Genomic DNA, 26,323 nt, shown 5'->3' with positions numbered 1-26,323 from the left:
CTCCCAACCCCGAGAACCATCCCGCACCCCCACAACCCACCCCGTCGGCCCGCACCAGGGGCGGCGGCCGCCGCGGGAGGAACCGGCCAGCACCCCGGTTCTCCCCGCCCTCCGAGACGAGGCACGATCCACATCACCATGAGACTCAACGACCTGCTGCCGAACGACCCCGACCCCGACACGCTCTTCGAGTCCTTCGCGACCTGGGCCTCCGAGCGGGGGACCGAGCTCTACCCGGCCCAGGAGGAAGCGCTCATCGAGGTCGTCTCCGGGGCGAACGTCATCCTGAACACCCCGACCGGGTCCGGCAAGAGCCTCGTCGCGGTCGGCGCCCACTTCACCGCGTTGGCCGGGGGCGTCCGCAGCTTCTACACCGCCCCGATCAAGGCTCTCGTCTCGGAGAAGTTCTTCGACCTGTGCGCGATCTTCGGGCCGGAGAACGTCGGCATGATGACCGGCGACAGCAGCGTGAACGCCGACGCGCCGATCATCTGCTGCACGGCGGAGATCCTCGCCAACATCGCCCTGCGGGACGGGGACCGCGCCGACGTCGGCCAGGTCGTGATGGACGAGTTCCACTTCTACTCCGAGCCGGACCGCGGGTGGGCCTGGCAGGTGCCCATCCTCGAGCTGCCCCAGGCCCAGTTCCTGCTGATGTCGGCCACCCTCGGCGACGTGAGCAGGTTCGAGGCGGACCTGACCAGGCGCACCGGCCGGCCGACGGCCGTGGTCGCCTCGGCGGAGCGTCCGGTGCCGCTGTTCTTCCGCTACGTGACGACCCCCCTGCACGAGACGATCAGCGAGCTGCTGTCCACCAACGACGCCCCCGTCTACGTGGTGCACTTCGCGCAGGCGGCGGCGCTGGAACGGGCGCAGTCGCTGATGAGCATCAACGTGTGCACCAAGGCGGAGAAGGCCGCGATCGCCGAGATGCTCGGAGGGTTCCGGTTCGCCCCCGGCTTCGGCAAGATCCTGTCGCGCCTGGTGCGGCACGGGATCGGCGTGCACCACGCGGGCATGCTGCCCAAGTACCGGCGGCTGGTGGAACAGCTGGCCCAGGCCGGCCTGCTCAAGGTCATCTGCGGCACGGACACGCTCGGCGTCGGCATCAACGTGCCCATCCGCACCGTCGTGTTCACCGCTCTGAGCAAGTACGACGGCGTGCGGACCAGGATCCTTCGCGCCCGCGAGTTCCACCAGATCGCGGGACGGGCGGGGCGAGCGGGTTACGACACGATCGGCACCGTGGTCGTCCAGGCGCCCGACCACGTCGTCGAGAACGAGAAGGCGCTGGCCAAGGCGGGCGACGATCCCAAGAAGCGGCGCAAGGTCGTGCGGAAGAAGCCGCCGGAGGGGTTCGTCACCTGGAGCGACGCGACCTTCAAGAAGTTGACCGAGGCGCAGCCCGAGCCGTTGCACTCCAGCTTCCAGGTCAGCCACTCGATGCTGCTCAACGTCATCGACCGCCCCGGTGACGCCTTCGCCGCGATGCGCAAGCTGCTGGAGGACAACCACGAGGACCGCCGTCGGCAGCTCCGCCACATCCGGCGGGCCATCGCGATCTACCGCGCCCTGCTCGCGGCCGGTGTCGTCGAACGGCTCGACGAGCCGGACGAGCACGGCCGGCGGGTCCGGTTGACCGTGGACCTCCAGTTCGACTTCGCCCTCAACCAGCCGCTGTCGCCCTTCGCGCTGGCCGCCATCGAGCTCCTCGACCGCGAGGCCCCCGGCTACGCGGTGGACGTGGTCTCGGTCATCGAGGCCACGCTCGACGACCCCCGGCAGGTGCTCTCGGCCCAGCAGTTCAAGGCCAGGGGAGAGGTGGTCGCGGAACTCAAGGCCGAGGGGGTCGAGTACGAGCAGCGGATGGAGCTGCTGGAGGAGGTCACCCACCCCAAGCCGCTCGCCGAGCTCCTCGACGCCGCCTTCACCACCTACCGTCGCGGGCACCCGTGGGTCGCCGACCACGAACTGTCCCCGAAGTCGGTGGCCAGGGACATGTACGAGCGCGGCATGGACTTCGCCGACTACGTCGCCTTCTACGGGCTCGCGCGCTCGGAGGGACTGGTCCTGCGGTATCTCGCCGACGTCTACAAGGCCCTGCGGCAGACCGTGCCGGAGGACGCCAAGACCGAGGAGCTCAACGACTTCGTGGAGTGGCTGGGGGAACTGGTCCGCCAGGTCGACTCCAGCCTGCTCGACGAGTGGGAACGGCTGGTCAACCCGGTCGAGGTGGGCGAGGCCGCCGCCCCGGTCGTCGAGCACACGGCGCCGCCGGTCACGGCGAACCGGAGGGCGTTCCGCGTGCTGGTGCGCAACGCGCTCTTCCGCCGGGTGGAACTCGCCGCCCGCCGCCGGTACCACGAGCTGGGCGAGCTCGACGGCGGCGCGGGGTGGACCGCCGAGGCCTGGCGGGACGCCCTCGAGCCCTACTTCGAGGAACACGACGAGATCGGCACCGGTCCCGACGCCCGGGGGCCGGCTCTGCTGGTCATCACCGAGGAACCCGGTCGGTGGCTGGTCCGGCAGATCTTCGACGACCCCGCCGGCGACCACGACTGGGGGATCAGCGCCGAGGTGGACCTGGCGGCCTCCGACGAGGAGGGAACGGCGGTCCTCACGGTGACCTCGGTCGACCAGCTCTGACCTGGTGACGGCGCCGCCTCCGGTGGGCGGCGCCGCACGACCGGGCCGCTCCGGCCCCGGTCTCCCTCGGGCCCCAGCCCGAGTGCGGCGGTCGTGTGGCCAGGTCACCAGGGTGTCCCGCCGGACGAGGGGTCCGGGCCGGGCCGTCCGCCCGCCCGTCGACGGGCGGCGCGGGGCAGGTCAGATCAGACGTCGAGCAGGGCGACGATGCGCTGGGCGGCGTCCATCATGTGTTCGCGCACGACCTCCCGCCCCCGGGCGGCGTCGCCCGCCTCGATGGCGTCGACGATCGGCTGGTGCCGGTTCCAGTCCATGTTGCGCAACGCCAGCTCGGGCCCAGCCCTGGTGATCGTGGCCCTGGTGAGGCCGGAGATGTGCGACCAGGACTGAGCGAGCGTGGAGTTCCCGGTGAGCTCGCACATCCGGGTGTGCAGGGCGAGGTCCGCCTCGGCGAGGTCGTCCAGGTCGTCACCGGCATCGCGGAGGTCGGCGAGAGCGGCGCGCAGTTCGCGGACGATCTCGGTCCTGTCGGGGGCGGAGCACAGCGTCTCGACCGCCAGGGCCTCCAGCGCCCCCCGGACCGCGAAGATGTCCATCACCTCGGACCGGGTGAGGGCACGGACGAGTAAACGGCCCCGTTCGTCGGCGGCCACCAGCCCCTCCTGCTCCAGGTGCCGCAGGGCCTCGCGCAACGTCCCTCTGGACACCGACAGCGCCTTGCTGAGCTCCGTCTCGATCAGGCGGGTGCCCGGGGCCAGCTGGCCGCTGCGGATCGCCTCCCGAAGTCGTCGCAGGCTCTGTTCGCGCAGCGTCTGTCGCTCGACCCCGGTCAGAGCTGGAACGTCCAGTGACACGTGTGCTTCTACCCCCTCGCGCCGATGAGCGATCTCAACCTTAGCGGACATGTTGGCATCAAATTTCGGTTGACTGTTGACGGTCGACAGAACGAGGACGTTTACTGTGCGCCACACGTCCGGGTGGAGGTAACTCAATGGTTCCAATGGAGGAGCCGGGCAGCAAACACGGTGCGTCAGTGACGTCCCCGAGGCTGGGCTGCTCGACGATCTCGTTCCGTCGCCGCGCGCTGCCGGAGGCCCTCGCGCTCATCGTCTCGCTCGGCATCGAGGGCATCGACCTGGGCGGCCTGCCCGGCGTGTGCGACCACGTGCCGACCCCGCTGGTCGACGAGGGGCCGGGCATCGCCGACGCCGTGCTCGCGAGCGGCCTGGCCACCTGGGGCCTGAACGTCGACCCCGGTCCGCTCAACGACCCCGCCCTGGACCACGACACGCTGGTCCGGCGGGCGACGCCGCTGGTCGAGCTCGCCTCCCGACTGGGCAGCCTGCTCATCGTCCCCTGCGGCGCCCAGTCCCGATCCCCCTTCACCACCGAGACCGAGGACCTCCGCCGGATCGCCGACAACCTCGCGGTCCTCGCCGACCTCTCCTCGGCCTCCGGGGTCCGCCTCGTCACCGAGGGCCTGCACCACTTCCGGTTCTGCCACTCCGAGGACCGCGCGCTGGCCCTGCTCGAGCTGGTACCCACCGAGGTCGCCGGCTTCGTCTACGACGTCAGCCACGTCGTGGCCAGCGGTACCGACGAGATCGCCTTCGCCGACCAGGTGGCGGACCGGACCGAGCACGTCCACCTGCGCGACGCCGTTCCCGAGACCGCCAGCGGCCCCGGCGACATCAACCTGAGCATCGGGCGAGGGCGCGCCGACTTCGCGCGACTCGTCGAGACGCTGGAGGGCCGGGGCTACCAGGGGCGGTACGTCCTCGAACTCGAGACCCACGACGTCGACGAGGCCGACCGGGTCCCGGTGGCCGCCCAGGCCCGGGACACCATCGCCGGCCTCCTCACCTGACCTCGGGCCCCCGGGCACCGCACGCGACAACGAGTGAACACCCGTAGGAGAAACACCGTGAGCCAGAACAGCACCCGCACCGCGATCATCACCGGCGCCGGTTCCGAGCGCGGAATCGGCCGGGAGACCGCCCGGCACCTGGCGGCCGCCGGCTTCGCCGTCGCCGTGCTGGACATCGACGGGGCCGCCGCCGCCCGCACCGCGACGCTGATCAGCGAGGAGTACGGGGTGCCCGCCGTCGGCGTCGCCGCCGACGTCACCGACCGGGGCGCTGTCGACCGTGCCATCACCGAAGTGGAGGACTCGGACCTGCCGCCGGTCGCCGCGCTGGTGAACAACGCCGGCATCACCCGGCCGACCCGGTTCCTCGACATCGACGACGCCGAGTGGGACCTGGTGTTCAAGGTGAACGTGACGGGGACCTACCTGGTCACCCAGCGGGTGCTGCCCGGGATGATCGAGCGGGGCTACGGCCGGATCGTCAACCTGTCCTCGGTCTCGGCGCAACGCGGCGGCGGCGTGTTCGGTGGCTCGCACTACTCGGCGGCCAAGGCCGCCGTGCTCGGCCTGACCAAGGCCCTCGCCCGGGAGGTCGGGCAGCACGGCGTCGTCGTCAACGCCGTCACCCCGGGCCTGATCGACACCGACATCACGGCCGGGGCGATGACGCCGGAGCGCAAGGCGCGGATCGTCGCCGACATCCCCGTGGGCCGCAACGGCCGCACCGAGGACGTCGCCGCCACCATCGCGTTCCTCGCGGGCGAGAACGTCGGCTACATCACCGGCGGCACCTTCGACATCAACGGTGGCTCGCACATCAACTGACCCACGCCGGTCCTCCCCGGTCCGCCGTCGGGCCCCGCGCCCGACCGACCCCGCCGCCGACGTCGCGGCTGACTTCCATCCAGCTGACCTCAGCGACATCTGACTCAGCGACACACAAGGAGGTGTGTGGCACGGTGCGAGCCACCCAGAAACCGAGCGCGAAGCGCTGGCGGCGGGCGCTGTGGGCGTTCCCGCTCGCGGCGGCGCTCCTGGCGAGCGGCTGTGGGGTCGGCGACGACTCCCGGCGCCTGCTGCTCGGGCACGGCGCGGCGCCAGGCAACCCACGCGCCGAAGCGGCCGAACGGTTCAGCCAGATCGTGGGCGAGAAGTCCTCGGAACGGCTCCGCGTCCAGGTCTTCGGCTCCGAACAGCTCGGCTCCGACTCGGAGATGATGGTGTCCATCGCCTCGGGCACCCTGGACATGACCGTCAACTCCCAGGGCCCGCTGGCCACCAGCGTCCCCGAGCTCACCCTCGTGGGCCTGCCCTTCCTCTTCGACACCCCCGAGCACGCCTACGAGGTGCTCGACGGCCCGGTCGGCGACGAGTTCGCCGAGATGGCCGAGGAGAAGGGCTACAAGGTCCTGGCCTGGTGGGACAACGGGATCCGCCACGTCACCAACAGCCGGCGCGCCGTCGAGGACTCCTCGGACCTGGCCGGGCTGAAGATCCGCACCCCGGACGACGGCATGACCATCGACATCTTCGGCACCCTCGGGGCCAACCCGACGCCGATGGCCTTCGGGGAGCTCTACCTGGGCTTGCGGCAGGGCGCCGTGGACGGCCAGGAGAACCCGCTGGTCAACATCGAGGCCTCGAACCTGCACGAGGTGCAGACCCACCTGACCCTCAGCGGGCACAAGTACGAGGTCACGCCCTTCGTGGTGAGCACGCAGACCTGGACGTCGCTGTCCGAGGAGGACCAGCGGCTGCTCCAGGACGCGGCGATCGAGGCTCGGGACCACCAGCGCCAGCTGATGGCCGAGCAGACCGACCGCATCCTCGCCGAGTTCCAGGACTCCATGCGGGTCACCGAGATCGACCGCGACGAGTTCCGCGCCGCGACGGACAGCGTGTACGAGCGCTGGGAGGAGCGGTACCCCGAGGTGTTCGAACGGCTGGTCCAGGCCGTGGAGGACACCCGTCCCAGCGAGGTGTCCCATGACTGAACAACCAGCCGGCGAGGGCCGGGAGGCGACCTCCCCCACCCCGGACGGCGACACGGCGACGCCACCCAGGCTGTTCGCGGAGGGCAGCGTCGAGGAGCGGGTCAACCGGGCCCTGACCATGGTCGGTTCCGCCATCGCCGTGGCCTCGATCAGCGTGATCGGTCTCGTGCTCGTCGTCGGGGTGGCGCTGAGGTACTTCATGAACAGCAGCGCCGACTACGCGACGGAACTCCCGACCTACCTGTTCCCGTGGTTGATCTCGGGCGGCGTCATCGCCGCCATGGGCCGGGGCGGTCACCTGGCCGTGGACTTCTTCGTGGCTCGCATGGCGCCGGCCCGTGCCCGGGTGGTCGACATCGCCGCCTGGGGGTTGTCCACGGTAGTGCTGATCATCCTGACCTTCGTCAGCCTGCGGCTGCTCGCCCCGCTCACCGCCCAGGTCACGCCGATCCTGGGGTGGCCGGTGGTCGGTAGTTTCGCCGGCTTCGCGCTGGCCGTCGTCGCGCTCACCGTGCAGTGCGGGTGCCGGCTGGTCTCCAGCATCCGGATCGGTCCGGTGCACGCCCAGGTCACCACCGCCGGAGGTGCCGCATGATCGAGGTGGGCATCACCTTCCTGGTCTTCTTCGTCCTGCTCGCCGTGAGCGTCCCCGTGGCGTTCTCGATCCTCACCGCGACCGTCGTGGGGCTGTTGCTGATCGGCGACTTCCCCCTCCAGATCGTCGCCCAGACCGCGTTCTCGCCCAGCACCGACTTCATGCTGCTGGCGATCCCGTTCTTCATCCTCACCGGCGACCTGCTGGCGGGCGGGAAGCTCGGGCAACGGGCGATCGGGCTCGCCACCAGGGTCATCGGGCGGTTCCGGGGCGGCCTCGGCCACGCCTCGATCGCCACCAGCCTGGCGTTCTCGGGTGTGTCCGGTTCGGCCGTCGCCGACGCGTCCGGGCTCGGCAACGTCCTCATCCCCTGGACGAAGCGGGAGGGTTACCCGGCGCCGTTCGCGGCGGCCGTGAACTCCTCCACGTCCATCATCGGGGTCATCCTGCCCCCGTCCATCCCGCTGATCCTGTACGCCTCGGTCTCCGGTGCCTCGGTGGCCGCGCTGTTCATCGCCGGCATCGTGCCGGGCATCCTGCTGGCGTTGGCCTACGTGGTCGTCTGCTGGTGGGTGGCCTGGCGCAAGGACTACCCGCGCAAGAAGGTGAAGCTGAGCTGGAGCGGTGTCCTGAAGGACATCGTGGTCATCACCCCGGCCATCCTGCTGCCGATCATCCTGATCCGCGTGGTCCTCTTCGGTGGCATCGCCACGGTCACCGAGGTCGCGGTCCTGGCCGCGCTGTACGCGGTCCTCGTCCGGCTGGTGATCTACCGGGACCTCACCCTGCGGATGCTGACCAAGTCGTTGGTGAACACCGCCGCCGCCACCGGCGTGGTGATGCTGCTGATCATGGTCTCCTCGTCGCTGAGCTGGCTGCTCACCGTCGAGGAGGTACCGCCGAAGCTGGCGACCTTCTTCCTGGACAACGTCAGCAGCGCGGTCCTCATCCTGCTGATCATGAACGTGATCATGCTGGTCGTCGGGGCCTTCCTGGACATGTCGCCGGCCATCCTGCTGCTGACGCCGGTGCTGCTCCCGCTGGCAGCCGGTATCGGGCTCGACCCGGTCCACCTCGGCATCATCGTGGTCCTGAACCTGGCGATCGGCCTGTTCACCCCGCCGGTGGGTACCACGCTCTACATCTCCACCTCGATCGCGGGGATCAAGATCGAACGCACGGTCGTGGCGCTGGTCCCCTTCTACCTGGCGGCGCTCGCCGTCCTCGCGCTGGTCACCTACGTGCCCGCACTCATCATCACCCCGTGACCGGAGAGGAAGGATTTTCGTGACACGCCTGTTCAACGACCCAGCGAGCTTCGCGGAGGACGCGCTCGCCGGGTTCTGCGACCTCCACTCCGACCGGGTCCGCCCGGTGGAGGGCGGAGTGGTCCGCGCCTCGGACACCCCGGAGGGGAAGGTGGCGGTCGTCGTCGGCGGTGGCTCCGGGCACTACCCGGCGTTCTGCGGCGTCGTCGGCCCCGGTTTCGCCGACGGTGCCGTGGTCGGCAACGTCTTCACCTCGCCATCCGCCCAGCAGGCCTACGACGTCGCGCGGGCGGCCAACCGAGGAGGGGGCGTCCTCTTCAGCTACGGCAACTACGCGGGCGACGTGCTGAACTTCGGCGCCGCCCAGGAACGGTTGCGGGCGGAGGGTGTCGACACCCGCACCGTCGTCGTCACCGACGACATCGCCTCGGCCCAGCCGGGGGAGGAGACCCGCAGGCGCGGCATCGCCGGTGACTTCGTCGTCTTCAAGGTCGCCGGCGCCGCCGCCGAGGCGGGGTACTCCCTCGACGAGGTGGAACGGGTGGCCGCGGCGGCCAACGCCGCCACCCGCACGCTCGGCGTGGCCTTCGACGGGTGCACCCTGCCCGGTCAGGATGGCCAGCTGTTCACCGTCCCCGCCGGGAAGATGGGGCTCGGCCTGGGCATCCACGGCGAACCAGGCGTGTCCGAGGTGGACCTCCCCACGGCGTCGGAGCTCGCGGACACCTTCGTCGACGGGGTCCTCGCCGAGACACCCTCGGGTGCCGGGAACCGGGTGGGCGTCATCCTCAACGGACTGGGCCGCACCAAGTACGAGGAACTCTTCGTCGTGTGGACCCGGGTCGCCGCCCGGCTCAGGGCGGCCGGCCTGGAACTGGTCGACCCGGAGGTCGGGGAACTGGTCACCAGCCTCGACATGGCCGGTGCCTCGCTGACGCTGGTCTGGTTGGACGAGGAGCTCGAACGCCTGTGGCGGGCCCCCGCCGACAGTCCCGCCTACCGCAAGGGGACCGGCGAGGTCCCCCGCGCCCCGGCGGAGCTGTTCGCCGCCAACCGGCACGCCGACACCGGTCCCGGCGACCAGCCGCGAGGCACGGCGGTGCGAGCCACCCCCGAGTCGCGGGAGTTCGCCGGCACCGTGGTCGAGGTGCTCGAGGCGGTGCGCGCCGCGATCGAGGCGGCGGAGGACGAACTGGGTCGCATCGACGCCGTGGCCGGGGACGGTGACCACGGGCGGGGCATGGTCAAGGGCGTCACCGCCGCCGAGCCCGCCGCCCGCGCCGCCGTGGACCGCGGCGCCGGAGCCGCGTCCACGCTCGCCGAGGCGGGGGACGCCTGGGCGGCCCGTGCCGGGGGCACCTCGGGGGCGCTGTGGGGGGCCGGGCTCCGGGCCTTCGGTGCCGAGCTGGGGGACGACCGCGCCGTTGACCACGCCGCCGTCGTCGCCGGGGCGCGGGCGTTCCTGGAACGCGTCCGGCAACTGGGCGGGGCCGCCGTCGGTGACAAGACGATGCTCGACGCGCTGGTCCCGGCCGTGGAGGCCCTGGAGCGGAGCGGCGGTGCCGGGCGGGAGGCGTGGACGACCGCCGCGGCGGCGGCCACCCGGGCCGCCGAGGAGACGGCGAACCTGGTCCCCCGGGTCGGGCGGGCCAGGCCGTTGGCCGAACGCAGCGTGGGCACACCGGACGCCGGGGCCGTCTCGATGGCCCTCATCGTCCGAACCGTCGCGTCGATGGCGCGGACCGAGGGGGAAGGGAAACGGGCATGAGCGTGAACCCGGCGTGGAGGATCGTGGTCGGGGCGGACGACGCCGGCCTGGCCTACAAGGACGTGCTGAAGGAGGACCTGGCGGCCGACCCCCGGGTCGCGTCCGTGCGCGACGTGGGTGTCACCGAGGCGGACGGCACCGCCTACCCCAACATCGCCGTGGCGGCGGCCGAACTCGTCGCCCGGGGTGAGGCGGACCGGGCGCTGCTGGTGTGCGGCACCGGCCTCGGTGTCGCGATCAGCGCGAACAAGGTTCGCGGTATCAGGGCCGTCACCGCGCACGACAGCTTCTCGGTGGAGCGGTCCGTGCTGAGCAACGACGCCCAGGTGCTGACCTTCGGTCAACGGGTCGTCGGGTTGGAACTGGCCCGGCGGTTGGCCAGGGAGTGGTTGGGCTACCGGTTCGACCCGGCCTCCGCGTCGGCGGCCAAGGTCGCCGCGATCACCGACTACGAGGAGACCGGGAGCTGCTGACCACGTCATGGAAGGGGCGGCCGGCCCGGTGGGGCCGGCCGCCCCGGTGTTCGTGGTCCGGCGTGGTCGGGGCGGGTCACTCCGGTTCGTCGCGGCTGAGCAGGTGTTGGGTGAGCCAGGCCAGCCCTCGGTCCAGGCGTCGGAAGTAGGTGGCCCGGCTCAGGTGCAGTTGGCGGGCCACCGCGTGGTGTTCCTGGTGGCCCCGCAGGTAATAGGCCCGCAGGATCCGGCCGCACTGGGAGAGCACCGGGTCCTCGTGCTCGGCGAGGTCCCGGATCGAGGAGACGAGCTGGGACCGGAGTCCCTGGGGAGTCGGGTCGAGGGTCACCGCGAGCAGGGGGTTCCGCGCCAGTCCGGTGTCGTCGCGAAGGTGTTCCAGTGCCTGGCGTACCGCCCGGGTCCACCAGCGGCGGTCGGGCTCGTCCTGTCGGGGTGAGGTCAGGGCGGCCACCTTGTCGAGCCAGGCTGGTATTCCCTCCCAGGTGAAGCGTTCGTGGTAGAGCCTGGAGGCGCGGCCGCAGTCGTAGGGGTCGTGGCGGGTGTCTCCCCAGTAGTCGAACCCGAACGCCTGGACCAGATCCTGGTACTGCGGTGACGGGGTCGAGATCACCAGCCGTCCGCCGCTGATGCCCTCGGCGACGATGTGGCGGAGCAGGGCGGCGTGCGCCCCGGGGTGTTCGCAGACCGCCATGCCGGTGAAGACTCCTCCGCCGAGCATCCGAGTGGTGTGCTGCTGGGTCAGGGGTTCGATGACACCGAGCGCCTCGTCGGTGATCCGCGGCGTGTAGGTCATGCCCAAGGGGCGGTCGTCGGGCCCGCACACCAGGTGGAAACCGTCCGCCGTACTGGTCAACCAGCCGTCGAGCAGGCGCTCGCACCGCGCGGTCGCCACCCCGCGTCGGGCGGCCCACTGGCGCACCAGCTCGCCGATCCGGTCGTGGTCCCGGGGTGTGGCGCGCCGCACCCCGAACCCCTCTGCTCCCGGCGGGAACAGGGTCTCGCGCAGCAGCGGATGACCGGTGAGGAACAGGGCGTGTTCGGTCAGCGGACGCCGCGCCCCGCCCCGAGCCGAGTCCAACAGCCGGCGGTTGCGGGCGGCGGCCCTGGTCAGCGCCACCTGGTGGGCGACAGGGCGGCGCCACCGGTAGCTCAGGTCCAACAGCGTCCGGAACGGTTCCGCCACCGCCAGCCCCGAGGTGGTGGTGGTGACCAGGCTCAGGTCGGCCAGCGCGGAGAACCAGCCCTGCCCCCGCGGGCCCTCGACGAGTTCGCCGAGCAGTTCCTCGTCCCCGTGACCCACCACGGCCAGCGAGTCGAGGACGTCCCGAGCCCGGGAGGCCGCCCGCTCCCGTGCCAGCCGCCGCGACAGCTCCCGCAGCGCCCGGTCGGCCACCGCCCCCGGTGCCTCCGCGGGGACACCGGACAGCAGCGCCCGAGCCAGGCAGGCGGCCACCAGTGGGATCCCCCCGGCGAGGCCGGCCACCAGGTCCACCCCGGTTTCCAGGCCGAGAGCCCTGGCGTGGGACCGGATCTCCTCGTCGTTCCAGGGTGGGACCGGCACGGAGGTCAGCGGCCCGGCGGGGGACCGCGCCGGCACCAGGGGGCGACGGCTGGTGACCACCACCCGTGGCGCGTCGGAGCCGGCGCGGTCCAGTTCCTCCCGGACGGTTCGGGCGAGGCCGGGTCCCTCATCACCGTCGACGTACACGACGGGCCGGGCCGAGCCCAGCGCGCGTCGGACACCGACCCGCGCCCCGGCCCGTCGTGCCTCGATGACCGGCTCGCCCCGTGCGAGGAACGCCAGCAGCGTGCTCTTGCCCACCCCCAGCGGGCCGACGAGCGCGACGACGTGCCCGGGCCCGGCGTGCGCGAGCGCCCCGGACACCGCCGCGAGCGCACGGGACTGCCCCGCGGTCGGCCGCGTCCCCTCCCCGTCCCCCCAGTCCACGTCGCGCCTCCCTCCCGAGCGCGGGTGCGCCGCTCAGCTCTGATGTAGCCGCTGAGGCCCGGATCCGAGGGCGGAACGGGTCGCGATCACACGAAGGGAGGCAGCGGCGGGCCCGGGCGAACCGGACCCGCCGGGCGATCAGGCCGCCTCGCACACGTAGACGTGCACCACCCGACCGTCGGAGTAGATGAAGTACCCGGCGTACCGGCAGCTCTGCGCCACCATGTCCGCCTCCGCCTCGTCCACCAGGACGACCTTCGTGCCCGCCGTGGCCGGCGCGGCCGAGGCCATCGCGGGCGCCTGCACCGCCAGCATTCCTCCCAGCGCCAGCACGCCGGCGACCACCGCGGTACGCAGTCGACGAATCATGGAAACCCCCTCGTGTCGCTCCCGGGCCGGCGGTTCCCACCGTCAGGGCCGCGTGGGTGGCACCGGACCAGGTCGTTGGTGCCCTGACATCCCTGACGTTAGGAGTCCCGGCGCCCCGTGGAGTCTCACGTGCGTCTCACCCCGTTCCGCTGGAACCCGGCACGCCGGCGGCCCCGCCGGCGTGCCGGTCGTGGTGGGACGCCGTTGACCAGATCGGCCGGTGACTGCTACCCACGGTGTGGGTCGCGTCGCGGCGGGCGATCACCCTGGACGGAGTGGGGCACCTCGGCGTCGGCCACGGCGACCGGTGGTCGGCCGCCCGCCCCGGTACGACCACCCGGTGCGGGCACCGGGGAACGGGAAGGACCGGGACACGTATGGAACTGGCCATCAGGGGCGCGCTGGTCCTCGACGGAACGGGAGCACCGGGCACGCGTGCGGACGTGCTCGTCCGCGACGGCCGCATCGTCGACATCGGACCACCGGGCCGGCTGACCGCATGCCGCCAGCTCGACGTCGACGGTCTGGTCCTGGCCCCGGGCTTCATCGACATGCACTCCCACTCCGACCTGCGCGTCCTCGCCGAGCCCGACCACCTGGCCAAGGTGTCGCAGGGCGTGACCCTGGAGGTCCTCGGGCAGGACGGCCTGTCCTACGCCCCGGTGGACGCCGAGGCCCTGGACGCGCTGCGGGTCCAGCTCGCCGGGTGGAACGGTGATCCGGCCGGTTTCGCCTGGACCTGGCGGTCGGTGGGTGAGTACCTGGACCGCCTCGACCGCGGTGTCGCCACCAACGTCGCCTACCTGGTCCCGCAGGGCACGTTGCGGATGCTGTGCGTGGGCCACGACGACCGGCCCGCCAGCCCCGCCGAGATCCACGACATGCGGCGGCTGCTCGACACCGCGCTGAGCGAGGGCGCCGTCGGGATGTCCTCCGGGCTCACCTACCCGCCCGGCATGTTCGCCAGCACCGACGAACTGGTCGCGCTCTGCGAGGTCGTCACCGGCCACGGCGGCTACTACGCCCCCCACCACCGCGGTTACGGTGCCGGGGCACTGGAGGCCTACGCGGAGGTGGTCGACATCGGAGCACGGGCCGGGTGCGCCGTGCACCTGACCCACGCGACGATGAACTTCGAGGTCAACCGGGGCCGCGCGGGGGAACTCCTGGCCCTGGTCGACCGGGCCCTCGCCTCGGGCCTCGACGTCAGCCTCGACACCTACCCGTACCGGGCCGGCAGCACCTCCCTGCACGCCCTGCTCCCCAGCTGGGCCGCGGCCGGCGGCGTGCACGCCATCCCGCACCTCCTCCGTGACGTCGAGCGGCGTGCCGCCGTCCTCCACGCGCTGGAGGTCGAGGGGTCCGACGGCTGCCACGGCGTCCCGGTCGACTGGGACACCATCGAGATCAACGGCGTCGCCGACACCGCCGCCCACGGTCACCTGGTGGGGCACACCGTCGCGGCCTCGGCGCGCGGGCTCGGTCGCCCCGCCGGCGAGCTGTACCTGGACGTCCTGCTCGCCGACCGACTGGGCACGACCTGCCTGATGCACGTCGGGCACGAGGACAACGTCCGGGAGATCATGCGCCACCCGAGGCACACGGTGGGCAGCGACGGCATCCTCGTGGGCGCGAGACCCCATCCGCGCGCCTGGGGCACGTTCCCCCGCCTGCTGGGCCGCTACGTCCGGGAATGGGGGGTGCTCGGGCTGGCGGAGTGCGTGGCCCGCATGACCGGCCGCGCCGCCGACCGGATCGGACTGCGCGACCGGGGCCGCATCCGGCGGGGGAACGCCGCGGACCTCGTGCTCTTCGACCCCCGCACCGTGCTCGACGCGGCGACGTTCGCCCAACCCCGCACGCCGGCCGTGGGAATCCCCTGGGTGCTGGTCAACGGGGTCCCGGTCATCGCGGACGGCCGGCGCACCGACGCGCTCCCCGGCCGCGCCCTGCGGCGCGAGGGTGCTCTCGTGGTCGCGCGCGGGGGCAGCTGAACCGCCCCGATGCCCTGCCGGCACGGGTGCCGTGTCCGAGCCGACCCCCCGGGGGTGGGAGACCCGTCGGGTGGGGGACCGTCGGGTGCGGGCGGACGGGCGCGGGGTGCGCCGCCACGAGGGACGGGCGCCAGAGCGCGGGGAACGTGGCAGGGAACCCACCACCCCGTACCCGAGCGGGCGTCGTCACGGGCGGGCGTCGGGGACGGCGCGACGGCGGAGCACCAGGCCCACCCCGGCGCTCCACCAGGAGGAGGCGGGCCCGCCGACACCGAACGGCCCAGTCCGACAAGATGTCCGGTCGATTGCGCCGAAATGGTCTATACCACATCCTCGGTGCCCGTGCAGACTGGGTGGACCCGAGGCGGCGACCGCCGCCCGGCGAGGTGACACCAGGCCGTCCACCACCCGACCCATGACCACGGTCCGATCCGCGTACCGCTCACACCCGGCGCGACGACCAGGGAGGGGCGCACGATGTCCGCCGAAACCAACCGACGACGGTTCCTGCTGACGACGAGTGCCGCGGTCGGCGCGGCCCTCCTGCCCATCCACCACGGCGCGGCGGGAGCGGCAGCGGGAGCGTCCGCCCCGGCGGGCACCGGTGCCGACCCGACGCTGACCCCGGTCTACCTGGGAGGATTCTCCTGGACCCACCCGCCCGGCGGCGACCTGGAGATCGCCGGGTACGACCAGGGAACCGGTGAGCTGGCGCGGAGTTCCACCGTCGGCGGGGTCCCCGACCCCTCGTTCCTGGCCTTCTCCCCGAGCGGGCGTTTCCTCTACGCCACCAACGAACTCGTCCCCGAGGGCCGGGTCACCGCCCTGAGCCTGGCCAACCCACACCGGCCCACCGTGCTGAACTCCGAACCCACCCACGGCGCGGGACCCACCCACCTCAGCGTGACCTCGGACGGCCGGTTCCTGCTGACCGCCAACTACACCGACGGCTCCGTGGTGGTGCACCCGCTGGGAGCCGACGGGCGGCTCCGCCCGGCCACCCACCTCGTCCGCCACCCCGGCGGAACCCGAGACCCGCACGCCCACCAGATCCTCCCGGACCCCAGCGGCCGCTGGGTACTCGCGGTCGACCTCGGCGCCGACGCCGTGTTCGTCTACACCCTCGACGCCCGGGCGGGGCGACTGCGCGCGCACCAGCGGTGCGACCTGCCGCCGGGGACCGGGCCCCGTCACCTGGCCTTCCACCCCGACGGGCGACGCGCCTACCTGCTCGGCGAACTGGACTCGACGGTCACCGTGCTCGGGTGGGACGCCACCACCGGACGCATCACCCCTGGGGGGACGACCAGCACCCGGCACCCCACCGCGTCGGGCGACAACTTCCCGGCCGAGATCGCGGTGTCCGAGGACGGGCGGTTCGTCTACGCCTCCAACCGGGGAGACGACGACATCGCGGTGTTCGCCACCTCCACCCACGACACCCCCGGGCGCCATGCCCCCTCGCACGAGTCGCTGGCACTGCTCGGCAACACCCCCACCGGCGGAGCCTGGCCACGGCACTTCGCCCTCGACCCGGGCGAGCGCGCCCTCTACGTGGCCAACCAGGACTCGGGGACCGTCACCAGGCTCACCCGGGACGCCAGGACCGGGTTGTTGACCCACGGCACGCCAGCGCTGGCCGTCCCCGGAGTCTGCTTCCTCGCCTTCCACCCCTGACCCCGCCCACACGCGGCCGAGCCCACGAACCCGGAGCGCGCGGCCCAGTAACGGGTCCACGGGTCGTGGCCGTCCCAGCCCACCGCCCCCGGCCCCGCTCCCGGCGAGGCCCGTCCACCCGCACCCGCGCGAGGCGTCCCGCGTCCGTCCGCGTCACCGGAGCACCGGGGGGCCCACGGATGGAGAACGGAGCCCACCCCGGCACCCAGCGCACCACCGAGTCGACTCCGACGGAGGACCCATGCCACGGAGAACACCCGCCCCGGCCGCCACGCTGTCCCTGCTGGTGCTGGCACTCGCCGCCTGCGGGCCACCCCAGGTCACCAGCGGCCTCGCGGAGGAGGACGACCTCACCGGCACCCTGCGGGTCTGGCTGTTCGACGAGGCCGACCGCGGCCCCAAGGAAGAGGTGGTGAACCGCGCGGTGGCCGAGTTCGAAGCGCAGTACGAGGATGTCGAGGTCGACGTCAGCTACCTCCAGGTCGACGCCAGGTCCGAGCGCTTCACGGGCGCCTTCAACGACCCCGCCAGCGCCCCGGACGTCGCCGAGTTCGGCAACACCGATCTCGCCGCCTACGTCGAGGCGAACGGGTTCGCCGACCTCACCGAGGCGTTGGCCACGTGGCCGGAGGCGCAGGACCTCCTCCCCTCCGTGCTGGACACGGCCACCGTCGACGGCCGGGTCTACGGCCTGCCCTGGTACACGGGGGCGCGGGCCCTGTACTACCGGACGGACGTCTTCGACGAGCTCGGCCTGGCACCGCCCCGCACCCTCACCGAGCTGCGCGACACCGCCAGGAGGATCAGGGCGGCCCGCCCCGAGCTGTACGGGATCGCGGTGGGCGGCAACTACCACTACGCCCTGATGCCGTTCCTCTGGGCCGTCGGCGGGGGCCTCGCCGAACAGCGGGACGGGACGTGGCGGGCCACCGTGGACAGCCCCGAATCCCGGGCGGGCGTGGACCTGTTCTCCTCCCTCCTCGCGCCCGACATCTGCCCGCCCGAGCAGTGCGCCATGCTCACGGGAACCCAGAGCGTGCAGGTCTTCGCCTCCGGTGCCGCGGCGATGACCATCGGCGGTGACTTCAACCGCGCCGCGGTCGACGCAGGCGAGGCGGCCGGTCGGTACGCGGTCGTCCCCCTGCCGGGCACCGAACCGGGCACCATCGCGCCGGCGTTCGCCGGCGGCAACCTCCTCGGGGTGCTCGGCTCCTCCCGCCGGTCCACCCTCGCCCGCGAGTTCGTCCAGCTCCTCGGCGGCAAGGAGTACCAGCGGGAGATGTACGCCGCCATGGGGAACCTGCCCACCTTCGCCGACCTGCAACGTGACCTCGCCGACGAGGACCCCGCCGTGCGACCGTTCGTGGAGACCCTGCGCGCCGGAACCCGTTTCGTGCCCCCCACCCCGGCCTGGGCGCGCATCGACGCGCAGGCGGTGCTGCCGACCATGGTGCAGCGCGTGGCCACCGGGGAGTCCGTGGACAGCGCGACGGCCGACGCCGCCGACGCCATGAACGTCGCCTTCGGGAGCTGACCATGCGGGTCCCGGCCACGACCACCGCTCCCGGCGACGCCCGTCCCCCAGGCGGTGGCGCACCACGACGCCGCCGGCGCCGGTCCTCCGACCTCAGGATCGCCCTGCTCTACCTGGCCCCCGCCGGGCTCGTGCTCGCCGCGATGCTGGCCTACCCCCTGTACCAACTCGGGGTCATCTCGCTGTTCGACTACGGGCAGGCCCAGGCCAGCGGGGGAGCACCGCTGGACTTCGTGGGCCTGGACAACTACGCGCGGCTGCTCGGGGAGCCCCGCTTCTGGACCGTCCTCGTCCAGACCTGCGTCTTCGCCGCCGTGTGCGTGGTGGGCAGCCTCGCCGTCGGTATCGGGCTCGCCGTGCTCGCCAGCCGGGTCCGGGTCGTCCCCAGGATGGCGCTGTTCCTCGCCGCCCTCGGCGCATGGGCGACGCCGGCCGTCGCGGGGTCCACGGTGTGGCTCTTCCTGTTCGACCAGGACTTCGGCCTGGTGAACGAGGTGCTCGCGGGGAGCGGCCTCGCGGGCATGGAGAACTTCTCCTGGACCTACGACCGCTACGTGGCCTTCGGGCTCGTCGCCGCGCAGGTCGTCTGGTGTTCGTTCCCGTTCGTCATGATCACCGTCTACGCCGGGATCCGGTCCATCCCGGCCGACGTCCTCGAGGCGGCCGCGCTGGACGGCGCCAGTCCCTGGCGGATCCTGCGCGGTGTCATCATCCCCATGCTGCGCGGCCTGCTGGTGGTGGCCACCATCCAGTCGATCATCTGGGACTTCAAGGTCTTCACCCAGATCTACGTGATGACCAACGGCGGCGGGGTCGCCGGTCGCAACCTGGTGCTCAACGTCTACGCCTACCAGGAGGCGTTCGCCGCGTCCAACTACGGTCTGGGCGCCGCGATCGGCGTGGTCATGACCGGCATCCTGCTACTGATCACCCTGGGCTACCTGCGGGCCCAGCGGGGGACGGAGGAGTCATGAGCACCGCGGCCCCCGGGCACCGCCGGAGACGTCTCCTCGCCCGTCCGGGGCGGACCCTGGCCGAGGTCCTCACCCTGCTCATCGCCCTCGTCGTCGCCTTCCCCCTGTACTGGATGGTGTTGTCGGCGGTCAAACACCCGGGGGAGATCCAGAGCAGCGCACCCCGCCTGTGGACCACCGCACCCACCTGGGACAACTTCCGCCGGGTCCTCCAGGTCGAGGGCCTGGGCGGGTACCTCCTGAACAGTGTGGTCGTCGCCCTGGCCGTCGTGGTGCTCTCGCTGTTCCTGTCGTTCCTGGCCGCCGTCGCCCTCACCCGGTTCCGTTTCCGGGGCCGCACCGTGCTCGCCGTGATGCTGCTGGTGGCCCAGATGGTGCCGGTCGAGGCGCTGACGATCCCGCTGTTCTTCCTCATGCGCTCGGTCGGGGGCGTGGCACCGCAGCTGGGCCTGAACCACCTCGGCTCGCTCGTGCTGGTGCACCTGGCGTTCAGCCTGCCGTTCGCGATCTGGATGTTGCGGGGATTCGTCGCCGCGGTGCCGAGGGAACTGGAGGAAGCGGCCACCCTCGACGGGGCCAGCCGGTTCCGCTTCACGTGGCAGGTGCTCTTCCCGCTGGTCGCACCCGGCCTCGTCGCGATGAGCGTCCTGTCGTTCATCCACGCCTGGAACGACTTCCTCTTCGCCAGGACCTTCATCATCTCCGCCACGGAGAACCAGACCCTGCCGATGGCCATCCTGGTGTTCTTCTCCCCGGAGGGCAACGACTGGGGAGCGATCATGGCGGGTTCGACGCTGCTCACCATTCCCGTCCTGGTCTTCTTCGTCCTCGTGCAACGCCATCTGGTGTCGGGGCTCGCCGGCGCCGTGAAGGGGTGATCACGTTGTCCTTCGACGGTCTGCTGCCGCGTCCGGTGTCGGCGGTACCGACACCCGGCCGGTTCACCCTCGACACCTCCACCGCCCTGGTGGGGGACCGCGCCACCGCCGACACCGTGCGGTGGTTGCGGCGCCGACTCGGCGCGGCCACCGGGTTGCCGCTGAACTCCACCGGGAACGGCGGCTCGATCCGGTTCACCCTCGACCGGACGGTTCCCGGGCCCGCCGGCTACCGGATCGAACTCACCGAACGGCTCGTGACCGTCGCGGCCACCGACCCCGCCGGCGCCCACCACGCGGCGCAGACCCTGCGGCAGCTGCTCGGGCCCGCCGCCTTCCGCGCCGCGCCCACCGGTCCCCGCCACTGGTCGCTGCCCTGCGGCCGGATCGTGGACCGGCCCCGCTTCGGGTGGCGGGGATGTCTGCTCGACGTGGCCCGGCATTTCCTGCCCACCAGGGAGGTGCTCCGGTTCGTCGACCTGGCGGCCGCGCACAAGCTCAACGTCCTGCACCTGCACCTGACCGACGACCAGGGGTGGCGGTTGGAGGTTCCGCGCTACCCCCGGCTGACCGAGGTGGGTGGGTGGCGGCGGCGCTCCATGGTGGGACGCGGCACCCCGGACGCCTTCGACGACCGGCCGCACGGCGGTCACTACACCACCACCGACCTCCGGGAGATCGTCGCCTACGCGGCCGAACAGCACGTCATGGTGGTCCCCGAGGTCGACGTGCCGGGCCACAGCCAGGCCGCGATCGCGGCCTACCCCGAACTGGGCAACGAACAGAGCCGCCTGCTGGACGTGTGGCCGTCGTGGGGGGTCAATTCCAACATCCTCAACGCCTCCGACCACACGGTCGCGTTCTTCCGGGACGTCTTCGACCACGTGATGGAGGTGTTCCCCTCTCCCGTGGTGTGCCTGGGCGGGGACGAGGTGCCCACCGAGCAGTGGGACTACAGCCCGCTGGCCCGGCGCAGGGCGGCGGAACTCGGGCTCGCCCGGCCGGCCGACCTGCACGGGTGGTTCGTACGGCGGATGGTGGACCACCTGCACGACCGGGGACGGCGGGCACTCGGTTGGGACGAGATCCTGGACGGCCCCGACCTGCCCGCCGAGGCGGTGATCGGGTGCTGGCGGGGCGTCGAGACGGGCCACCGGGCGGCGGCGGCCGGGCATGACGTCCTGCTCTGCCCCGAACAGCACGTCTACCTCGACCACCGCCAGTCCGACCACCCCGACGAGCCCGTCCCGGTCGGCTTCCTGCGGACCCTGGCCGACGTCTACCGCTACGAACCGGTTCCACCGGGGACGCCGGACGCGGTGGCCGCGCGGGTGCTCGGAGCACAGGCCCAACTGTGGAGCGAGCACCTCGACTCGCCGCGCCGGGTCGACTACGCCGCCTTCCCCCGGCTCGCGGCCTTCGCCGAGGTCGTGTGGAGCCCCCGTGAGGCCCGCGAACCCGACGGGTTCGAACGGCGGCTCGCCGCGCACCACCTGCCCCGGCTCGACGCCCTGGGGGTGGAGTACCGGCCACTCACCGGGCCGCGTCCCTGGCAGACCCGGCCTGGCGTCGCCGGTCGGCCGCGCTGAGCCGGAACGACCGGCGCCCACGGTCCCGACCGGGCGGGCGTGGGCGCCGGTGGGGCGACCGGCTCAGGCGACGGAGGCCGTGGTGATCACCACGTCGGAGGTGGGCACGTTCTGGTGGCCGCCGGCGTTGCCCGTCGGCACCGCCGCGATCTGGTCCACCACGTCCTGGCCCTCGATGACCTTGCCGAACACGGCGTAGCCGAAGTCACGGCTGCCGTGGTTCAGGAAGTCGTTGTCGCTCAGGTTGATGAAGAACTGCGCGGTCGCGGAGTCGACGACCGACGTCCGGGCCATGGCGACGCTGTACCGCACGTTCTTCAGGCCGTTGTCGGCCTCGTTCTTGATCGGGTCGTTGGTCTTCTTCTGCTTGAGGCCGGGCTCGAAACCGCCACCCTGGATCATGAAACCGGGGATCACCCGGTGGAAGACCGTGCCGTCGTAGTGGCCGGCCTGGGCGTACGCCACGAAGTTCTTGACGGTGATGGGGGCGCGCTGCTCGTCGAGCTCCAGAACGATGTTGCCGTGCGAGGTGGAGAGGGTGACAGTCGTCGTCATGCCGACGATCGTATGTGCCGGCGGTTCGACCGTTCGTACGCGGTGCGCGGTCGGGTTGGACCATCGACGATCGTCCAGCGCACGGGGGAGGACGCCGTGTTCCAGGCCCCTTCCCCCGGGGCTCGTGGTGCGGCGGCCGACCGCGCGTGCGCCGCCCGGACGGCGGGGCGCGGACACCGGCGACCCGACCTCGGCCACTCCCACGACCCGACCGGGAGTGCCCTCAGCCGTCCGGCGCCCGGGGGGTCAGGTGCGCCAGCCAGTCCAGTCCCCGCTCGCAGTGCTGCTGTTCCATCTCGTCGGCGTGCCCCAGGACCAGTTCCCGGGACGCGTCGGGGGAGAGCGCCACCGCGTCCAGCGCGGGCAATGCCTCGACGTGGGGTCGGACCTGGGCCGGGTCGGTGAGGAAGGCATCGGAGAGGCAGTGCTCGAGGTGCACCACCGGGCCGCCGCGGGCGAACTCCAGGACCAGGCTCGGACCCCTGAGCGCCGGGTGCGCCCCGACATCCACCGGGATGACCCGGACCACGACGTTCGGCCTCGTCGCCATCCGGGCGAGATGCCGCAGTTGTCGAGCCATCGCCGCCGGCCCGCCGACCGGACGGCGCAACACCTGCTCGTCCACGAACGCCGTCAGCGTGACCGATTCACCCGACAGGATCGCCTGGCGTCCCACGAGCACCGCCACCCGGGCCTCGACCGCCTCCCGGTCCAGGCCGTCCAATCCGACGAGGGTCCTGGCGTACTCGGGGGTGCGCAGCAGCGCGGGCACCACCAGCACCGAGACGTCGACGATGCGGGTCGCCCGGCCCTCCAACTCGAGGAGGGCCGACACCCCGGCCGGCAGTGCCGGGTGCGCCGTCTCCCACCAGTTCGGGTACCGCGCCCTCCGGGCCTCCGCCACGAGTTCCGCGCGGGTCTCACCCGCGACACCCAACGCCGCCAGGATGGAGGCGACCTCGGTCTCGGTCGGGAGCCGCTTCGCGGTCTCGACGCGGCAGACCGTGGAGGGGCTCATCCCCACCAGTTCCGCCAGCCGCCGCGCACTGATGCCGGAACGCTCCCGGAGCTGGCGGAGGCGAGGGCCCAGCCCTCCCTGAGCGGTGCTCATAGCGATTGACCTTAGGGCGCCCCCCGCGCCTCCCGGCAACCACCCGTTCAGGGGGTGGGATTGGGCCGAGCGGGGTTTCGTGCCAGGTCCACACCAGCGCGACCCCACCCCCTCCAGCGTTGCCGCCCCTTTCCCGCGCCGACGACGCTTTCGGTGAGAAGGCGCGAAGTATGACACCTTCGGACGACAAAACCTGAACTTCAGGTCCTCAACTTTCCGATTCCGCTATACCGGGTCCGGTACACGACATTGGAGGCGACGGGCACCGTCCACCGTTCACCTCACGGTGGTGGCGGGCCGTGCGGACCGGCGGCGCCGCCCACGACCCGGGTTCGGGCCGCCGCACCGGGGCGCGGTGGCCCAGGTGACGGGAGCGGAGCGACATGCAGATCCTGGTGGTGGTGACGGGAGGCGTCGATCCGACCGCCGATCCGGTGGTGGTGGAACTCCTGCGCCGACAGGTCAGCGTGTTCCCGGTTGACGCCCGGGCGATGCTCACCGGAACGCCGTCCGTACCCGGTGGCGATGGCTGCTCCCTCGCCGAGCCGACCTCACCCCAGCCCCGGCCGCTCGCCGAGGTGCGTTCGGTGTGGTGGCCGGCTCCCCGGCCGGGCCACCGCGACTGGCGGCGTCTGCCCCGGTGGTCGGCGAGGGTGACCGGGACGTGCCCGGAGCACGGGCAGACCTTCCTCCCCCGCGACACGGGAATTCGCTGGTGCAACCATCCACGGCGCGTCGCGGAGGCCGACCAGCTGCCCCGGCAGCTGGCCGCCGCGACGCGGTGCGGCCTGCGGGTTCCCGAGACGCTGATCACGAGCGACCCTGGCACCGCGGCGGCCTTCTGCTCCCTGCGCGCCGGGAGCGGAGTGGTCTACCGATCCGTTCCCGACGCCCCGGCGGCCCCGGGGTGCGCCCCGTGCGGACTGCCCGGAGCCAGCGCGGACGGCGCCGGCGGGCGGACGCGCACCCACCTGTTCCAGGCAGCCGTGCCCGCCGCGCGGTCCGTCCGGATCACCGTCGTCGGCCGACGCGCGTTCGGGGTGGCGGTGGACCACGAACCCGGCTTCGGTGGGCGGCACGACTGGCACCGACCAGCGCACCACCTCCCGTACCGACCGGTCACGGTCCCCGGCGACGTCGCCGCCGCCGTCGTGGAGATGGTCGACACCCTGGGTCTGACCTGCGCGGCCAGTGACTGGGCTGTGACGCCCGGCGGGCAGTGGTACTTCCTCGAACTCGACCCCACCTGGTCCGCGTCCTGGACGCTCGCCGACCAGGTCAGCCCCCTGGTCAGCGCGCTGGCGGACGCCCTGACCGACGAGTACGCCCCGGCCGGTGCGGGGCGGTGAGGGGCTGCCACGGGGACCTCGGGCCCATTTCCCCGCTCCCCGGACCACCGGGCGCACGCCGAACACCCCACGGCGTGGGTCCACACCACGAGCTGGTGCGGCTGCCGGCCGCGGGGAACACCCGGAACCGCGCGATGCCTCGACCGGTCGCGGGCGGCTGAGACACCCAGGACCAGGACGGGACACCGCCGCGGCTGGCCTGCCGGACGCGGGACCGGGGAGGGAACCGGTGCGGGCGCGCACGCCGCCGGGCCTCGGGCCGCTCACGGCGGCCGCTCGCGTGAGCCCCGTGCGAGGTGCTCGTCACCGCCCCACCCCGGCCGGTGGCGGGTCCGGCGGCGCCGCTACGATCGGCCGCCCACAGGCACATCCGGCGCCACCCGGGGAGAGGCACGATGGGCAGCGCTCGCATTCCGGTGGTGATCCTCGCCGGACACCTCGGAGCGGGGAAGACCACCCTGCTCAACCACCTGCTGGGCAACGCCGACGGGCTCCGGATCGGCGTGGTCGTCAACGACTTCGGCAGCGTCAACATCGACGCCATGAGCGTGGCCGGGCACGTGGACTCCACGGTGTCGCTCTCCAACGGCTGTCTCTGCTGCGCGGTCGACGCCAGCGGTCTCGACGACCTCCTCGGCCGGCTCGCCCGCCCATCGAGGCGACTGGACGTCATCGTCGTCGAGGCGAGTGGGCTCGCCGAACCGCGCGACCTGATCAGGCTCCTCCTGGCCAGCGACAACGACGCGATCACCTACGGCGGCCTGGTGGAGATCGTCGACGCCGTCGAGTTCGAGCGGACCCGCGAGCGGCACCCCGAGGTGGACGCCCAGCTCAGAGTGGCCGACCTGGTGGTCCTCAACAAGGTCGACCGGCTGGCGGCTGACGACCGGCACCGGCTGACCGCCGTTCTCCGGGACATCGTCGAGGAGGTGCCCGTGGTGGCCACCACTCGCGGTCGGCTCGACCCCGGCCTCCTGTTCGACCGCCGCCTCCCCGCCCAGTCCGACTCGGTGCCACGGCAACTGTCCTTCGACGAACTCCTGGCCGCGACCAGGCACGACCACGACCACCTCCACGAGCACTACGAGGCCGTGGACTTCGTGACCGACCAGGCCCTGCACCCCCGTCGGTTGATGGACTTCCTGGACGCACGCCCCACCGGGCTCTACCGCATCAAGGGATTCGTCCACTTCGGCGTCCCCGGCCACCGAGAGCGGTACACCGTGCACGCGGTGGGCAGCTTCCTCCGGTTCGAACCCACCCGGTGGCGCCGAGGTGAGGGCAGGACCAGCACCCTGGTCCTGATTGGCAGTGGCGTGGACCCGGAGGACATCCGAGCGCGCCTGCGGGCCTGCGAGGAGCCCGCCCCGCACGCGCTCCCCCCGGAGAGCATGCTCTGCGTGCTGCGCCACACCCAGCACTGAGGCCGGCCCGCCGGTTCGACGGTGTTCGGCACGCCGCTGTCGAACACGACGTTGACGGGAACGCGGAAACGCGGACCGACGTGGCGAGCAGGCCACCGGAATGCGACGGACGGGGGATTTTCGGAATACCCGTCCAGGGGTATCCCGGTGCTGGTCGACGGGCCGTCGAACTCCGCCTCCGACGGGTATTCGAGAGCCAGGTGAATTCGATCGCCGGTGCTGGGAAACGGTGGCGTCCGGATTTCGGGAGAATGGTTGACATTTCGTTTCCGTGTGTGTGAACCTTTCCCGACGCTGAATCGTCCCCGTT

The 26,323-nt window shown here is 72.3% G+C and carries 21 protein-coding genes; 16 read left to right on the top strand and 5 right to left on the bottom strand.

Features of this window, described 5'->3' with window-relative positions:
* The first annotated feature begins 138 nt into the window (after positions 1 to 138).
* The gene (locus ACOJVX_RS13635) at positions 139 to 2,646 is read left to right on the top strand and encodes a DEAD/DEAH box helicase (protein ID WP_030105660.1); all 2,508 of its coding nucleotides are present in this window, start codon (positions 139 to 141) and stop codon (positions 2,644 to 2,646) included.
* 185 nt (positions 2,647 to 2,831) lie between these two features.
* Here ACOJVX_RS13635 and ACOJVX_RS13630 read toward each other — a convergent pair whose 3' ends face one another.
* Positions 2,832 to 3,500 carry a GntR family transcriptional regulator gene (locus ACOJVX_RS13630; protein ID WP_026418094.1) on the bottom strand — a complete coding sequence of 223 codons (669 nt, stop codon included), beginning with the start codon at positions 3,498 to 3,500 and terminating at the stop codon, positions 2,832 to 2,834.
* A 179-nt stretch (positions 3,501 to 3,679) separates the two neighbouring features.
* On the opposite strand from ACOJVX_RS13630, the gene ACOJVX_RS13625 reads away from it, so the two are divergent.
* The 7 genes from ACOJVX_RS13625 (at position 3,680) to ACOJVX_RS13595 (ending at position 10,611) form a co-directional block, all read left to right on the top strand.
* On the top strand, positions 3,680 to 4,513 hold the full coding sequence (locus ACOJVX_RS13625; RefSeq protein ID WP_418153131.1) for a sugar phosphate isomerase/epimerase family protein: 834 nt from the start codon (positions 3,680 to 3,682) through the stop codon (positions 4,511 to 4,513).
* A gap of 57 nt (positions 4,514 to 4,570) precedes the next feature.
* Positions 4,571 to 5,338: an SDR family NAD(P)-dependent oxidoreductase gene (locus ACOJVX_RS13620; protein WP_026418092.1), complete on the top strand. Its 768-nt coding sequence runs from the start codon at positions 4,571 to 4,573 to the stop codon at positions 5,336 to 5,338.
* A 134-nt stretch (positions 5,339 to 5,472) separates the two neighbouring features.
* The gene (locus ACOJVX_RS13615) at positions 5,473 to 6,507 is read left to right on the top strand and encodes a TRAP transporter substrate-binding protein (RefSeq protein WP_422646801.1); all 1,035 of its coding nucleotides are present in this window, start codon (positions 5,473 to 5,475) and stop codon (positions 6,505 to 6,507) included.
* On the top strand, positions 6,500 to 7,102 hold the full coding sequence (locus tag ACOJVX_RS13610) for a TRAP transporter small permease (protein ID WP_030105662.1): 603 nt from the start codon (positions 6,500 to 6,502) through the stop codon (positions 7,100 to 7,102). Before ACOJVX_RS13615 ends, ACOJVX_RS13610 begins: the two co-directional genes overlap by 8 nt.
* Complete coding sequence (locus ACOJVX_RS13605) at positions 7,099 to 8,370, top strand: TRAP transporter large permease (protein WP_418153135.1); 1,272 nt, start codon at positions 7,099 to 7,101, stop codon at positions 8,368 to 8,370. Before ACOJVX_RS13610 ends, ACOJVX_RS13605 begins: the two co-directional genes overlap by 4 nt.
* A gap of 19 nt (positions 8,371 to 8,389) precedes the next feature.
* Positions 8,390 to 10,138 carry a dihydroxyacetone kinase family protein gene (locus ACOJVX_RS13600; RefSeq protein ID WP_103056691.1) on the top strand — a complete coding sequence of 583 codons (1,749 nt, stop codon included), beginning with the start codon at positions 8,390 to 8,392 and terminating at the stop codon, positions 10,136 to 10,138.
* Positions 10,135 to 10,611 carry a ribose-5-phosphate isomerase gene (locus ACOJVX_RS13595; RefSeq protein WP_026418087.1) on the top strand — a complete coding sequence of 159 codons (477 nt, stop codon included), beginning with the start codon at positions 10,135 to 10,137 and terminating at the stop codon, positions 10,609 to 10,611. Before ACOJVX_RS13600 ends, ACOJVX_RS13595 begins: the two co-directional genes overlap by 4 nt.
* 76 nt (positions 10,612 to 10,687) lie before the next feature.
* Here ACOJVX_RS13595 and ACOJVX_RS13590 read toward each other — a convergent pair whose 3' ends face one another.
* Positions 10,688 to 12,559: a hypothetical protein gene (locus ACOJVX_RS13590; RefSeq protein ID WP_418153137.1), complete on the bottom strand. Its 1,872-nt coding sequence runs from the start codon at positions 12,557 to 12,559 to the stop codon at positions 10,688 to 10,690.
* A gap of 138 nt (positions 12,560 to 12,697) precedes the next feature.
* Positions 12,698 to 12,928, bottom strand: a complete 231-nt coding sequence (locus tag ACOJVX_RS13585; protein WP_155886064.1) for a hypothetical protein — start codon at positions 12,926 to 12,928, stop codon at positions 12,698 to 12,700.
* A 377-nt stretch (positions 12,929 to 13,305) separates the two neighbouring features.
* Between ACOJVX_RS13585 and ACOJVX_RS13580 the strand changes: the two genes are divergently transcribed.
* The 6 genes from ACOJVX_RS13580 (at position 13,306) to ACOJVX_RS13555 (ending at position 21,574) form a co-directional block, all read left to right on the top strand.
* Positions 13,306 to 14,922, top strand: a complete 1,617-nt coding sequence (locus ACOJVX_RS13580) for an N-acyl-D-amino-acid deacylase family protein (RefSeq protein WP_026418084.1) — start codon at positions 13,306 to 13,308, stop codon at positions 14,920 to 14,922.
* A 477-nt stretch (positions 14,923 to 15,399) separates the two neighbouring features.
* Entirely contained in the window at positions 15,400 to 16,599 is a 1,200-nt protein-coding gene (locus ACOJVX_RS13575) for a lactonase family protein (protein ID WP_103056694.1), read from the top strand.
* Between the two features lie 241 nt (positions 16,600 to 16,840).
* Positions 16,841 to 18,133, top strand: a complete 1,293-nt coding sequence (locus ACOJVX_RS13570) for an extracellular solute-binding protein (RefSeq protein WP_030228041.1) — start codon at positions 16,841 to 16,843, stop codon at positions 18,131 to 18,133.
* A gap of 2 nt (positions 18,134 to 18,135) precedes the next feature.
* Positions 18,136 to 19,107, top strand: coding sequence for a carbohydrate ABC transporter permease (locus ACOJVX_RS13565; RefSeq protein ID WP_422646800.1), 972 nt, complete (start codon positions 18,136 to 18,138; stop codon positions 19,105 to 19,107).
* Positions 19,104 to 19,985 carry a carbohydrate ABC transporter permease gene (locus tag ACOJVX_RS13560; protein WP_422646799.1) on the top strand — a complete coding sequence of 294 codons (882 nt, stop codon included), beginning with the start codon at positions 19,104 to 19,106 and terminating at the stop codon, positions 19,983 to 19,985. Before ACOJVX_RS13565 ends, ACOJVX_RS13560 begins: the two co-directional genes overlap by 4 nt.
* Before the next feature lie 5 nt (positions 19,986 to 19,990).
* A complete protein-coding gene (locus ACOJVX_RS13555) occupies positions 19,991 to 21,574 on the top strand; it encodes a beta-N-acetylhexosaminidase (RefSeq protein ID WP_418153180.1) in 1,584 nt (527 codons plus the stop codon).
* A 63-nt stretch (positions 21,575 to 21,637) separates the two neighbouring features.
* On the opposite strand, the gene ACOJVX_RS13550 is transcribed toward ACOJVX_RS13555, so the two are convergent.
* Together ACOJVX_RS13550 and ACOJVX_RS13545 are read right to left on the bottom strand one after the other, a co-directional pair.
* On the bottom strand, positions 21,638 to 22,129 hold the full coding sequence (locus ACOJVX_RS13550) for a peptidylprolyl isomerase (RefSeq protein ID WP_030228035.1): 492 nt from the start codon (positions 22,127 to 22,129) through the stop codon (positions 21,638 to 21,640).
* Between the two features lie 223 nt (positions 22,130 to 22,352).
* The gene (locus ACOJVX_RS13545) at positions 22,353 to 23,240 is read right to left on the bottom strand and encodes a helix-turn-helix domain-containing protein (RefSeq protein WP_016701301.1); all 888 of its coding nucleotides are present in this window, start codon (positions 23,238 to 23,240) and stop codon (positions 22,353 to 22,355) included.
* Positions 23,241 to 23,623: 383 nt separating this feature from the next.
* On the opposite strand from ACOJVX_RS13545, the gene ACOJVX_RS13540 reads away from it, so the two are divergent.
* Both ACOJVX_RS13540 and ACOJVX_RS13535 read left to right on the top strand, forming a co-directional pair.
* Positions 23,624 to 24,589, top strand: a complete 966-nt coding sequence (locus ACOJVX_RS13540; RefSeq protein ID WP_422646798.1) for a hypothetical protein — start codon at positions 23,624 to 23,626, stop codon at positions 24,587 to 24,589.
* Positions 24,590 to 24,984: 395 nt separating this feature from the next.
* The gene (locus ACOJVX_RS13535; protein ID WP_422646797.1) at positions 24,985 to 26,013 is read left to right on the top strand and encodes a CobW family GTP-binding protein; all 1,029 of its coding nucleotides are present in this window, start codon (positions 24,985 to 24,987) and stop codon (positions 26,011 to 26,013) included.
* Positions 26,014 to 26,323 lie beyond the last annotated feature (310 nt).

The sequence above is a fragment of the Actinoalloteichus caeruleus genome (assembly GCF_049311605.1).
Lineage (GTDB): Bacteria > Actinomycetota > Actinomycetes > Mycobacteriales > Pseudonocardiaceae > Actinoalloteichus_B > Actinoalloteichus_B caeruleus.
Note: the sequence above shows the minus strand (reverse complement) of the source record. Positions and strands in the feature narration are given on the sequence as shown.

Coding starts and splice junctions, on each gene's coding strand:
- ACOJVX_RS13635 (WP_030105660.1), top strand. CDS start 139: ATGAGACTCAACGACCTGCTGCCGAACGACCCCGACCCCGACACGCTC.
- ACOJVX_RS13610 (WP_030105662.1), top strand. CDS start 6,500: ATGACTGAACAACCAGCCGGCGAGGGCCGGGAGGCGACCTCCCCCACC.
- ACOJVX_RS13605 (WP_418153135.1), top strand. CDS start 7,099: ATGATCGAGGTGGGCATCACCTTCCTGGTCTTCTTCGTCCTGCTCGCC.
- ACOJVX_RS13595 (WP_026418087.1), top strand. CDS start 10,135: ATGAGCGTGAACCCGGCGTGGAGGATCGTGGTCGGGGCGGACGACGCC.
- ACOJVX_RS13585 (WP_155886064.1), bottom strand. CDS start 12,928: ATGATTCGTCGACTGCGTACCGCGGTGGTCGCCGGCGTGCTGGCGCTG.
- ACOJVX_RS13580 (WP_026418084.1), top strand. CDS start 13,306: ATGGAACTGGCCATCAGGGGCGCGCTGGTCCTCGACGGAACGGGAGCA.
- ACOJVX_RS13575 (WP_103056694.1), top strand. CDS start 15,400: ATGTCCGCCGAAACCAACCGACGACGGTTCCTGCTGACGACGAGTGCC.
- ACOJVX_RS13570 (WP_030228041.1), top strand. CDS start 16,841: ATGCCACGGAGAACACCCGCCCCGGCCGCCACGCTGTCCCTGCTGGTG.
- ACOJVX_RS13565 (WP_422646800.1), top strand. CDS start 18,136: ATGCGGGTCCCGGCCACGACCACCGCTCCCGGCGACGCCCGTCCCCCA.
- ACOJVX_RS13560 (WP_422646799.1), top strand. CDS start 19,104: ATGAGCACCGCGGCCCCCGGGCACCGCCGGAGACGTCTCCTCGCCCGT.
- ACOJVX_RS13550 (WP_030228035.1), bottom strand. CDS start 22,129: ATGACGACGACTGTCACCCTCTCCACCTCGCACGGCAACATCGTTCTG.
- ACOJVX_RS13545 (WP_016701301.1), bottom strand. CDS start 23,240: ATGAGCACCGCTCAGGGAGGGCTGGGCCCTCGCCTCCGCCAGCTCCGG.
- ACOJVX_RS13540 (WP_422646798.1), top strand. CDS start 23,624: ATGCAGATCCTGGTGGTGGTGACGGGAGGCGTCGATCCGACCGCCGAT.
- ACOJVX_RS13535 (WP_422646797.1), top strand. CDS start 24,985: ATGGGCAGCGCTCGCATTCCGGTGGTGATCCTCGCCGGACACCTCGGA.